12 protein-coding genes are annotated in these 11,063 nt (G+C 72.3%); 5 read left to right on the top strand and 7 right to left on the bottom strand.

What is annotated here, in order from left to right; all coding sequences use genetic code 11:
* Positions 1-113 precede the first annotated feature (113 nt).
* The 3 genes from N1F89_RS19245 to N1F89_RS19235 all read right to left on the bottom strand — a co-directional run bounded on the left by N1F89_RS19245 (position 114) and on the right by N1F89_RS19235 (position 1,783).
* Positions 114-587 (bottom strand): SgcJ/EcaC family oxidoreductase, encoded by a 474-nt coding sequence (locus N1F89_RS19245; RefSeq protein WP_290086056.1) that lies wholly within the window; start codon positions 585-587, stop codon positions 114-116.
* Positions 588-590: 3 nt separating this feature from the next.
* Positions 591-1,373 (bottom strand): 3-hydroxybutyrate dehydrogenase, encoded by a 783-nt coding sequence (locus N1F89_RS19240; protein WP_290086055.1) that lies wholly within the window; start codon positions 1,371-1,373, stop codon positions 591-593.
* 92 nt (positions 1,374-1,465) lie between these two features.
* On the bottom strand, positions 1,466-1,783 hold the full coding sequence (locus N1F89_RS19235; RefSeq protein ID WP_290086054.1) for a hypothetical protein: 318 nt from the start codon (positions 1,781-1,783) through the stop codon (positions 1,466-1,468).
* A 163-nt stretch (positions 1,784-1,946) separates the two neighbouring features.
* Here N1F89_RS19235 and ispG point away from each other — a divergent pair, with 163 nt between their 5' ends.
* Positions 1,947-3,197 carry a flavodoxin-dependent (E)-4-hydroxy-3-methylbut-2-enyl-diphosphate synthase gene (gene ispG / locus N1F89_RS19230; RefSeq protein WP_290086053.1) on the top strand — a complete coding sequence of 417 codons (1,251 nt, stop codon included), beginning with the start codon at positions 1,947-1,949 and terminating at the stop codon, positions 3,195-3,197.
* 9 nt (positions 3,198-3,206) lie between these two features.
* Here ispG and N1F89_RS19225 read toward each other — a convergent pair whose 3' ends face one another.
* Positions 3,207-5,678 carry a response regulator gene (locus N1F89_RS19225; protein WP_290086052.1) on the bottom strand — a complete coding sequence of 824 codons (2,472 nt, stop codon included), beginning with the start codon at positions 5,676-5,678 and terminating at the stop codon, positions 3,207-3,209.
* A gap of 93 nt (positions 5,679-5,771) precedes the next feature.
* A complete protein-coding gene (locus N1F89_RS19220; protein ID WP_290086051.1) occupies positions 5,772-6,683 on the bottom strand; it encodes a polyprenyl synthetase family protein in 912 nt (303 codons plus the stop codon).
* 200 nt (positions 6,684-6,883) lie between these two features.
* Between N1F89_RS19220 and mtgA the strand changes: the two genes are divergently transcribed.
* The 3 genes from mtgA (at position 6,884) to rpmF (ending at position 8,285) form a co-directional block, all read left to right on the top strand.
* Entirely contained in the window at positions 6,884-7,546 is a 663-nt protein-coding gene (gene mtgA / locus N1F89_RS19215; protein ID WP_290086057.1) for a monofunctional biosynthetic peptidoglycan transglycosylase, read from the top strand.
* A gap of 8 nt (positions 7,547-7,554) precedes the next feature.
* Positions 7,555-7,959, top strand: a complete 405-nt coding sequence (locus N1F89_RS19210) for a hypothetical protein (RefSeq protein WP_290086050.1) — start codon at positions 7,555-7,557, stop codon at positions 7,957-7,959.
* 143 nt (positions 7,960-8,102) lie between these two features.
* A complete protein-coding gene (gene rpmF, locus N1F89_RS19205; RefSeq protein WP_290086049.1) occupies positions 8,103-8,285 on the top strand; it encodes a 50S ribosomal protein L32 in 183 nt (60 codons plus the stop codon).
* A gap of 79 nt (positions 8,286-8,364) precedes the next feature.
* On the opposite strand, the gene N1F89_RS19200 is transcribed toward rpmF, so the two are convergent.
* The gene (locus N1F89_RS19200; RefSeq protein ID WP_290086048.1) at positions 8,365-9,162 is read right to left on the bottom strand and encodes a thermonuclease family protein; all 798 of its coding nucleotides are present in this window, start codon (positions 9,160-9,162) and stop codon (positions 8,365-8,367) included.
* A gap of 269 nt (positions 9,163-9,431) precedes the next feature.
* Between N1F89_RS19200 and N1F89_RS19195 the strand changes: the two genes are divergently transcribed.
* Positions 9,432-9,839 (top strand): hypothetical protein, encoded by a 408-nt coding sequence (locus tag N1F89_RS19195; protein ID WP_290086046.1) that lies wholly within the window; start codon positions 9,432-9,434, stop codon positions 9,837-9,839.
* A gap of 218 nt (positions 9,840-10,057) precedes the next feature.
* Here the strand turns inward: N1F89_RS19195 and N1F89_RS19190 are convergent, their stop codons facing one another.
* Entirely contained in the window at positions 10,058-10,897 is an 840-nt protein-coding gene (locus N1F89_RS19190; protein WP_290086045.1) for a MoxR family ATPase, read from the bottom strand.
* Positions 10,898-11,063 lie beyond the last annotated feature (166 nt).

The raw sequence follows: 11,063 nt of genomic DNA, 5'->3' as shown, positions 1-11,063 counted from the left end.
TGCGTTTCACGGAATCGCAGACCGGCTCTAACTCATTGTTTTCCCGCGTTTCCGAACGGCGAACCGGTTTCCACTTCGCCTGGAAACGCTATAGCTGGTTTCCAGGCGACGCGTCAGCCGGCCGCGCCGTCGTCCGGTCCGGCGCGGTAGGAGGCCGGCGCCAGCCGGCCGTCACGACGCACGAAGGTCTCGGCGCCGGCAACGCGGTCGGTGTTGTGCGCGGCGAGCGCGCGCCAGCCATCGGCGGCGCGGCGCACGAGGAAGCTCATCACCGTGCGGCGCGGGCCGGCCGGCGTGCCGTCCGGCGCCGTCTGGCCGGTCAGCGACCAGTGCACCACGAGAAGCGCGAGATCGGGGCCCAGCCGGCGCACGCGGCGCGCCGTCATCTCCAGGCGCGAGCCGGCGAAGATGCGGGCGAAGCCGTAGGCGTGCGCGGCCTCGATCTCGGCGCGCCGGGTCCAGTGCAGCCCGGTGACGTTGACGAAGTCGGCCTCGGCCTCGAACAGCGCGGCGAGCGCTGCCGCGTCATGCGCGTTCCAGGCGGCGCGAAAGCCGTCGGCGACGCTTTCGGGCGCCTCGTCCGGCATCGCTCACATCGCCGTCCAGCCGCCGTCGACCGACAGCGACGTGCCGGTGATCTGCGCGGCGTCGTCGGAGCACAGGAAGACGACCAGGCCGCCGATCTGCTCGACCGTGGCGAATTCGCGCGAGGGCTGGCGCGCCAGCATCACCTCGCGGACCACCGTGTCGCGGTCCATGCCGTGCGCCTTCATCTGGTCGGGGATCTGCGCCTCGACGAGCGGCGTCAGCACGTAGCCGGGGCAGATGGCGTTGCAGGTGACGCGCTCTTCGGCGAGCTCCAGCGCCACCGTCTTGGTCAGGCCGAGCACGCCGTGCTTGGCCGCCACATAGGCCGCCTTGTAGGGCGAGGCGCGCAGGCCGTGCGCCGAGGCAATGTTGACGATGCGGCCCCAGCCGGCGCGCTTCATGTGCGGCACGGCGGCCGCGACGGTGTGGAAGGCCGAGGACAGGTTGATGGCGATCACCGCGTCCCACTTGGCGACCGGGAACTCCTCCACCGGGGCGACGTGCTGGATGCCGGCGTTGTTGACCAGGATGTCGACCGAGCCGAAGCGCTCGGCCGCCGTCTCGACGAGGGCGCGGCAGCGCGCCGGATCGGCCATGTCGGCCGGCACATAGGCGGTGGCGACGCCGTGCTCGGCGGCGATCTCGTCGGCCAGCGCCCGGTCATCCGCCGTGTCGGTGTAGGAGTTGAGCACGACGTTGCAGCCGCGCGCGGCCAGCGCCCGCGCCACCCCGAGCCCGATGCCCGAGGTGGAGCCGGTGACGATCGCCGTCCTCGTGTCGCCCATTGTTTCGCTCCTCTGCGTGCCGCTGCCGTCTTCCGGCGCATTCTATTGCGCCGCGAAGACGATATTGCAATGCAGCGAAGCGGCGCGGCCGGTCAGCGGCGCAGGAACAGGCTGGCGCCGAGGCCGAGCACGGCGAGGCCGACCAGCGCGACGGCGGCGGTGGAGCCGGGGTGGTCGTGCGCCTGGCGCCGGGCGACGCGGGCGCCGCGGCGCAGCGTCGGCAGCGCGGCGTCGGCGTATTCGCGCAGCGCCTCGGCCACCTCGTCGGCCATATGGCGGCTGCCGCGATAGGCGCGGGCGCTGCGGCCGGACACGTCGCGGCGCAGCCGGGCGATGTCGTGGCGCAGCTCGTCGAGCTGTTCGCGCAGGTCGTCGGTGAGGTCTTCGCGGAATCTCGAGCCGGAGGCCATGGCTTGCTCCTTGGTATGCTGGGTGGGCGGCCGCGCGTCGCCGCGCGGCGTCGGGCTTCAACGGCAAGCGCGCCGGCTTGGTTCCGGCCGGCTGGCGGCCGCAGTTGACATCGCCGGCGCGCTCGGCCACCTGACAGGGTGGCAGACAATGGGAAGTCCCGCCATGGCCATCTACCAGTCCTCGCCCCTGCCGCGCCGCCGCTCGGTGGGGGTATCCGTCGGCAGCGTCACGGTGGGCGGCGACGCGCCGGTCGTCGTCCAGTCGATGACCAACACCGACACCGCCGACGTCGACGCCACCGTCGCCCAGGTCGCCGCGCTGGCGCGCGCCGGCTCGCAGATCGTGCGCGTGACGGTCGACCGCGACGCGGCGGCCGCCGCCGTGCCGCGCATCCGCGAGCGGCTCGACCGGCTCGGCCTCGACGTGCCGCTGGTCGGCGACTTCCACTACATCGGCCACACGCTCCTGGCCGATCATCCGGCCTGCGCGGAGGCGCTCGCCAAGTACCGCATCAACCCCGGCAATGTCGGCTTCCGCGAGAAGCGCGACCGGCAGTTCGCCGCCATCGTGGAAACGGCCATCCGGCACGACAAGCCGGTGCGCATCGGCGTCAACTGGGGCTCGCTCGACCAGGAGCTGCTGACCCGGCTGATGGACGAGAACCAGGCGGCGGGCTCGCCGCTGACGGCGCGCGAGGTGACGCGCGAGGCGATGGTGCGCTCGGCGCTGATCTCGGCCGAGCTCGCCGAGGAGATCGGCCTGCCGCGCAACCGCATCATCCTGTCGGCCAAGGTCAGCCAGGTGCAGGACCTCGTCGCCGTCTACACCGCGCTGGCCGCGCGCAGCGACCATGCGCTGCATCTCGGACTCACCGAGGCCGGCATGGGCTCCAAGGGCATCGTCGCCTCCTCGGCGGCGATGGGCATCCTGCTGCAGCAGGGCATCGGCGACACGATCCGCGTGTCGCTGACGCCGGAGCCCGGCGGCGACCGCACGCGCGAGGTGCAGGTCGCCCAGGAGCTGCTGCAGACGATGGGCTTCCGCCAGTTCGTGCCGGTGGTCGCGGCCTGCCCGGGCTGCGGGCGCACCACCTCGACCGTCTTCCAGGAGCTGGCGCAGACGATCGAGGCCGATCTCAGGCGCAACATGCCGGTCTGGCGGGAGACCTATCCGGGCGTCGAGAGCCTGCAGGTGGCGGTGATGGGCTGCATCGTCAACGGTCCCGGCGAATCCAAGCATGCCGATATCGGCATCTCGCTGCCGGGCACCGGCGAGAGCCCGGCCGCCCCGGTCTTCATCGACGGCCGGAAGGCGGCGACGCTGCGCGGGCCGGCGATCGCCGAAGAGTTCCAGAAGATGGTCGCCGACTACATCGAACGCCGCTTCGGCGGCGGCAAGGCGGCCGCCGAATAGGCCGCCGCCTCAGGCGCTGCGGGCCTGCGGCTCGGGCGCGCGCCACAGGTCGATCTTGGCGGCCAGCCGGTCGGGCGAGATCGGCTTCGACAGGTAGTCGTCCATGCCCGCCTCCATGCACTTCTCGCGGTCGCCCTTCAGCGCGTGCGCGGTGATGCCGATGATCGGCGTGTGCCGGCCGGTGCCCATCTCCGCCGCGCGGATGGCGCGCGTCGCCTCGAAGCCGTTCATCTCCGGCATCGACACGTCCATCAGGACGAGGCGGGGCGACAGCGCCCGGTGCAGGTCGACCGCCGCCTTGCCGTTGGCGACGATGCGGTAGCCGAGCCCGAGGCCGTCGAGGATCTGGCTGAAGACGAGCTGGTTGACCTCGTTGTCCTCGGCGACCAGCACGTCGAGGCCGGCCGCAGCCTCGCGCCGCTGCGCCGTGCGCGGCGGCCGCTCGCGGTGCGGCGTCGCGACAGCGGGGACCGGGGCGAGCGAGAAGGCCGGCGCGCCGTCGCCGCCGTGCCGCGCGGCCTGCATGACGGCGACCAGCGTCTCGAGCAGCGCCGAGGAGCGGGCGGGCTTGTTGAGCTGGGCGGCGACGCCGCATTCCGACGCCAGCCGGCCGATCTCGACCTGGTCGACCGAGGTCAGCAGCACGACCGGGATGCCGGCGAGCCGCGGGTCGGCCTTGATGGCGCGCGCGACCTCCGCCCCGTTCATGCCGGGCATCTGGTAGTCGAGCACCACGCAGTCGACGGTCGCGCCGAGCTCCGCGGCGCGGCGCAGGAAGGCGAGCCCGACCTCGCCGTTCTCGGCCGCCGCGCAGTCGAAGCCCCAGCTCCGAAGCTGCTCGAGCAGGATGCTGCGGTTGATCGGGTTGTCGTCGACGGCCAGCACGCGCGCGCCCGACACGTCGATCGGCACCGGCCGCGGCCGCGCGTCGGCCCGGTCGATCGGCAGCGGCAGGGTGAACCAGAAGGTCGAGCCGCTGCCCACCGTGCTGTCGGCGCCGATGCGCCCGCCCATCAGCTCGACCAGGCGGGCGGCGATGGCGAGCCCCAGCCCGGTGCCCTCGTGGCGCCGGGTCGACGAGGAATCGACCTGGGCGAACTTCTCGAACACGCCGGAGAGCTTTTCGGCGGGGATGCCGATGCCGGTGTCCTCGACGCGCACGGTGATCGCCGCCGTCTCGCCCTCCACCGTGCCCGACACGTCGACCAGCACGTGGCCCGTCTCGGTGAACTTGACCGCATTGCCGACCAGGTTGGTGGCGATCTGCCGGAAGCGGCCGACGTCGCCGACATAGGAGACCGGCAGGTCGGGGTCGACGCGCACGATCAGCTCGAGGTCCTTTTCCGCCACCCGCGTGGAGACCAGCGTGGCGACGTCCTCGATCGCCTCGCCGAGGCGGAAGGGCGCCGGCTCCAGGGTGAGCTGGCCGGCGTCGATCTTGGAGAAGTCGAGGATGTCGTTGATGATCGTCAGCAGCGCGTTGCCCGACTTCACCACCACGTCGACGAACATGCGCTGGCGCTGGTCGAGCTCGGTGCGCGACAAGAGCTCGGCCATGCCCATCACGCCGTTCATCGGCGTGCGGATCTCGTGGCTCATGTTGGCCAGAAACTCCGACTTGGCGCGGTCGGCGCTCTCGGCCGTGCGGCGCGCGGCGTCGAGCGAGGCGTTGACCTCCTCGAGCGCGGCCTGGGCATCGGTGATGCGGCGCATCATCGGCACGAAGACGCGGCTGCCGATCAGCGCGCCGGTCAGCACGATCGACAGCGCGACGATGACGAGAACGCCCTGCAGCGCGCCGTAGCTGGCGATCATGTCGGTGTGCAGCCGGTCGAGCATGCGTGCCGTGTCGGGCCGCACGCGCTGGTTGGCGAGGTCCTGCAGGCGGGTGAAGACGCGCGCGGCGGCGGCGCCCGAGTGGTCGTTGAAGATGTCGAGCCGGTTGCCCAGGGTGAGCACCTGGCGGATGTCGTCGCGCAGCGTGCCGGTCTGCCACAGCGCGGCCACCGAGGCGGGCACCGCCAGGCCGCGGATGTCGGCCAGCGCGCCTGCGTCCGCGGCCGGCTCGGGCAGCGCCGCCGTGTCGGTCTGCGAGGCGGTGATGCGGCGGCTTTCCAGCATCGACACGTCGCCCTCGGCGGCGAACTCCAGCGTCTTGTAGGCGGCGTCGAGCCGGCCGAGCGCGGCGCGCAGGTCGGCGCGCACGGTCTCGGTCGCCGTGCGGGCCGCCCCGCTGCGCTGCGGTGCGGGTCCGTCGGCCGCGCCACGAACGGCGGACTGCTGCAACCGCAGCGCGTGGTGGATGACGTCGCTGGTCGCCTCGGCGACGGAACCGACGACGGCGCCGAACTTGACGGCGGTCTTCGCCTTCTCGGCCTGCCACATGAGGACGCCGGTTCCCGCCGCCACGGCGAGCGCGAAGCCGACCAGGACGGCGACAAGCCGGCCGCGCATGTAGCGGCGCGAAACCGCGGAGGACATCGCTCACCCCTTGAACCTGGCGTTGCGTGCCGGTTCAAAATGAGACGATTGGATTAAGCCGCGCTTAACGCTGCGGCACGGCCCGCCGGCGTCTCAGTGGCGGCGCTCGGCGACGAAGCGGGCTGCCGCGGCGAGTGTCGCGCCGGCCTCGCCATAGGGCTCGAGCAGCGCGACCGCCTGGTCGACCAGGCCGGCGAGCTGGCGGCGCGCCCAGTCGGCGCCGTTGAGGCCGGCGAGCGTCGCCTTGCCGGCCGCGTCGTCCTTGCCGGTCGCCTTGCCCATCGTCTCGGGCGTCGCGGTGAGATCGAGCAGGTCGTCGGCGAGCTGGAAGGCAAGCCCGATCGCCTGGCCGAACTCGGCGAGCCGCGCGCGGTCGGCCTCCGGCGCCCGGCCGGCGGTGGCGCCGGCCTCGCACGCAAAGCGGATCAGCGCGCCCGTCTTCATCGCCTGCAGCCGCAGCACGCCCGCCTCGTCGGGGCGCTCGCGGGCGGCGGCGAGGTCGAGCGCCTGGCCGCCGGCCATGCCGCCGAGACCGGCGGCGCGCGCCAGGCCGGCGCACAGCGCGACGCGCACGGCGGCCGGCAGCGCGGTCTCCGCGTCGGCCACGATGTCGAAGGCGTAGGTCAGGAGCCCGTCGCCAGCGAGGATCGCGGTCGCCTCGTCGAAGGCGCGGTGCACGGTCGGCTGGCCGCGGCGCAGGTCGTCGTCGTCCATCGCCGGCAGGTCGTCGTGGATCAGCGAATAGCAGTGCACGCATTCCAGTGCCGCGGCGACGCGCAGCACCGCGTCGCCGCCGGCGCCGAACAGCGCCGCGCTCTCGACGACGAGGAACGGGCGCAGCCGCTTGCCGCCGTTGAGCACGCCGTGCCGCATGGCGGCCAGCAGGTTGGCCGGCCTGGCGATCTCGCCCTCGCGCGGGCGCGGGTCGAGCAGGTGCTTCAGGCAGGTTTCCACCGCCTCGGCACGGGCGGCAAGCAGGGTTTCGAAATCGGCGCTCTGGGACATGGCGGCGAGCGATGCCGCCATTCGCGCGTGCGGTCAAGTGCCGGCCGGCGGCGGCGCATTGCCAGTACGGCGGGCGACGGCTATGCCGGACGGGCAGAGCCGGAGGCGCGCGCGTGAAGGCACCGAAGATCGAACCGCAACGGCGTGCGCCGGCGCGCCGGCGCAGGCGAGGCGGCCGGCTCGGCCGCTGGGCGCGCCGGATCGCGGTGCTCATGGTGCTGATCGCGCTGCTGCCGTTCGCGCTCGGCGCGCTCTACCGCGTGCCGGCGGTGCATCCGGTCTCCACGCTGATGCTGCGCGACCTCGCCGTGCTGGCCGGCTACGACCGGCGCTGGGCGGCGCTCGAGGCGATCGACCCGGTGCTGGTCCATTCGGTGATGATGTCGGAGGACGGCCGCTTCTGCGCCCATGACGGCGTCGACTGGGGCGCGCTCAACACGGTGATCGAGGATGCGCTGTCGGGCGAGCGCACGCGCGGCGCCTCGACCATTCCCATGCAGACGGCGAAGAACCTTTTCCTGTGGCAGGGGCGTTCCTATGTGCGCAAGGCGATCGAGGTGCCGCTGGCGCTCTATCTCGACCTGGTCCTTCCCAAGCGCAGGCTGATGGAGATCTATCTCAACATCGTCGAATGGGCGCCCGGCGTGTACGGCGCGGAGGCCGCGGCGCAGCACCATTTCGGCCGCTCGGCCGACGCCCTGACGCGGCGCCAGGCGGCGCTGCTCGCCGTCACGCTGCCGAGCCCGGCGACGCGCGATCCGGCGCGGCCGTCGGCCGGGCTCAACCGGCTGGCCGACACCATCGAGCGGCGCGCCGCGCAGGCCGGCGACTATGTCGGCTGCCTGGCCGCGGCCGACGCGTGAGCGCAACGATGGCGCGCAGCCGCTCCTCGATCGGGTTCTTCGGCATCTTCGGCCGCTCGGAGGACCTGCGCCGGCTCGACACCGCTCTGCGCGCGGCGGGCCTGCATCCCGCGCTGGTGCCCGAGAGCGTCAAGCTGACGACGGTCAACCTGATGAAGGACCGCAGCGGCGGCGAGCCGCCGCCGCAGGCCTATCAGCCGGCCGCCGACCTCCTGGCGCTGTGCGTGCTGGGCGAGGCCGGCTTCGCCGAGGCCACCTCGCCGCAGCGCCGCGCGGCGGCCGAGGCGCGGCTGGCGCGCGCGGTGGCCGCCGGCGAGGGGGCGGATGCCGAGCTCGTGCTGCTGACGCTGCATGCCGGGCTCGCCGACGCGGATCTGGTCGCCCGGCACGGGCTCAGCGCCGAGGACGACTGAGTGGCGGGCAAAAAACACGCACCGCCCACTGGCCAAGGCCGCGCCGGCGGTGTATAGGCACGCCGAATTCCACAATCATGGCCGGAGTGCGTGGCCCTCAGCCGGGGCAGCAGCGGCCGTCGACCGGACAGCGGAGCAGGACCATGGCCGTACCGAAAAGAAAGACCACGCCGTCGAAGCGCGGCATGCGGCGCGCCGCCGACGCGCTCAAGGCGCCGACCTATGTCGAGGACAAGAACTCGGGCGAGCTGCGCCGGCCGCACCACATCGACCTGAAGAGCGGCATGTATCGCGGCCGCCAGGTGCTGGAGCCGAAGGAGGCCTGAGCCTCCGGCGTCGGCGCGCGAACGACCAGCAAGACCGGCCCCGGCCGGTCTTTTTTCGTCTGGCGGGAAGGCGACCGCTTCAGCCGCACCACGGCCGCGGCGCCGGCGGACAGCCGGCCGGCCCGCAGGCATAGGGAACCGCCAGCCCCTCCGAGATCAGAATGCGGCCGACGTCGCGCCCGTCGACGCGCAGGATCCCGCAGCTTCGCCCGTAGTTGCAGGCTTGCGTGCCCTGCGTTCCCGGCGGACAGGCGCACGGCACCACCTTCAGCGTCGTCTCGCCGCTTGCGACGAGCGCCTTCAGGCGCGCCCTGGCGCGCTCGCCGAGCGCCCGCTCGCGGGCACATTGCGGGCGGACCGTCTCCGGCGCGTTGAAGCCGACCAGCCGCAGGCCACGGCGTTCGCCGTAAAGGCGGATGGTGTCGCCGTCGGTCACCGCGAAGCCGGGCGCGCTGCGGCCGTCGGCGGGCACGGTGAGGGTGCGCAGCCAGGTGACGGGCGCGGAGAGCGACAGGTCCATCTGCAGTGCGGCGAGGGCGGCGAACAGCGCCGCGATCAGCACCCCCTCGCGCAGCAGGCGGTAGGCAGGCCGCGACCCACGGCGCCAGCCGGTCCCGACGCCTCGCCGACGCTGCCGCACCGGCAGGGCGACGACGCGCGCGCCCGGCCCGGCTTCGGCTGCCGCGCGTTCTTCCCCGACGATCTCGCGCACCTTGGCGAGCTGTCTGTCGCTGAGGCGCGTGTTCTGCCTGTAGCGATCGATCCGTGCGGCGATGTCGGACAGAAAGTCGCGCTGCCAGCGATCCAGACGGCCGCCGGCCAGGCGCGCCTCGATGCGCGCCTTCAGGCGGGCAAGATCGGTTGCCGGGCGTGCCATGGGACAGCTCCGTTGGGCCGTGATGCCGAGAAGCCGTGCAACGGGTCTTTCAACGGCGTGACGGTCGATCCGGCGTATTTCGCCGCATCCGCCGTGCCTAGCAGACGAGCGATTAGAAAAGGCTTTGCGCGGCGGCGAAAATCCGAACGATCGCCGAAGACCGCGTGGCGCGGGCGCCGAGCGGCCGAGGCATCGGCGGCGCGGCCGGGCTTGACGGGCGCCCGGCGGCGGCGTCTACAGGCGGGGCCGCAGGAAACAGAGAGGCGCCCATGCTCGGCCACGTCCCGCTGATGATCGTTCCCTTCATCCTCTACAATCTGGGGCTCGCCGGCCTTTTCGGCGGCGCTGCGCCGCAGGTCTGGGACGCGGTCCTGTTCGACGTGGCGATGGTCTCGGGCGGGCTGTGGACGATGACGCTCGGCGACCTGATGGTCGTGGTGGCGCTGGCGCTGCTGTTCGTCGAGGTGGTCAAGGCGACGCGCACGTCGAACGCCTCGGTGGTCGACCACCTGCTGTCGACCTTCGTCTTCGTCGCCTTCCTGATCGAGTTCCTGCTGGTGCGCGCGGCTGCCCATGCGCTGTTCTTCACGCTGACGGTGATCGCCTTCGTCGACGTGCTGGCCGGCTTCGCCGTGTCGCTGCGCGGCGCCCGGCGCGACCTCAGCCTCGACGGCTAGACCGTTTAGGCGAAGCGGGCACCGGTTCGCCGTCCGGAAACGCGGCAAAAAACAACGAGCTGGAACCGATCTGCGCTTCCATGACGAGCAGAACGGCTCGGGGCGCGGCCTGGCGACGGGGACACCGGCTCGCCGTCGGCAAGCATGGAGAACCGGTGCGCCGGCGCCGGACTGCGTTTCTCCGAGGGTCGGAACGGTCCCGGCGCCCGGCGCCGGTGTCAGCCCTGGCGACGCGCCATGAAGGCCAGCCGCTCGAACAGGTGCACGTCCTGCTCGTTCTTCAGCAGCGCGCCGTGCAGCCGCGGCAGGGCGTTCCTCGCCTCGCCGCGCAGGTCCTCCGGCGCCACGTCGTCGGCCACCAGAAGACGGATCCAGTCGAGCGCCTCGGAGGTCGACGGCTTCTTCTTGAGGCCGGGCACGTCGCGCACCTCGTAGAACTGCGTCAGCGCGGCGCGCACCAGCGCCTGCTTGATGCCCGGATAGTGGACCTCGACGATCTCGGCCAGCGTGTCGGCGTCGGGAAAGCGGATGTAGTGGAAGAAGCAGCGGCGCAGGAAGGCGTCCGGCAGCTCCTTCTCGTTGTTCGAGGTGATGATGACGATCGGCCGCTGGCGCGCCGCCACCGTCTCGCCCGTCTCGTAGACGAAGAACTCCATGCGGTCGAGTTCCTGCAGCAGGTCGTTGGGGAACTCGATGTCGGCCTTGTCGATCTCGTCGATCAGGAGCACGGTCTTGCGGTCGGCGGCGAAGGCCTCCCACAGCTTGCCGCGCTTGATGTAGTTGCGGATGTCCTCGAAGCGCGGGTCGCCGAGCTGGCTGTCGCGCAGCCGCGACACCGCGTCATATTCGTAGAGCCCCTGCTGCGCCCGGGTCGTCGACTTGACGTGCCACTCGATCAGGTCGAGGCCGAGCGCCGTGGCGACCTGGCGGGCCAGCTCCGTCTTGCCGGTGCCGGGCTCGCCCTTGACGAGCAGCGGCCGCTCGAGCGCGATCGCGGCGTTGACGGCGACCATCAGATCCTTGTCGGCGACATAGGCCGCCGTTCCTTCGAAGCGCATGGGCATGTCCTTCGCCTGTTTGGGCGGCGCGACCCTAGACAGGATGGCAAACGGTGTGAAGCGGTTTTCGGGGGCCTCGGTATCGGGCGGCCTGCCCGACGCAGCGCGCCCGCGCCGGGGAGAAGCGGCGCGGGCGGCGGCATGGCGGTCCCGCGGGACCGCGGGG

The organism is Aquibium sp. A9E412, from assembly GCF_030398335.1.
GTDB lineage: Bacteria > Pseudomonadota > Alphaproteobacteria > Rhizobiales > Rhizobiaceae > A9E412.
This window is presented reverse-complemented; position numbering and strand designations above follow the sequence as displayed.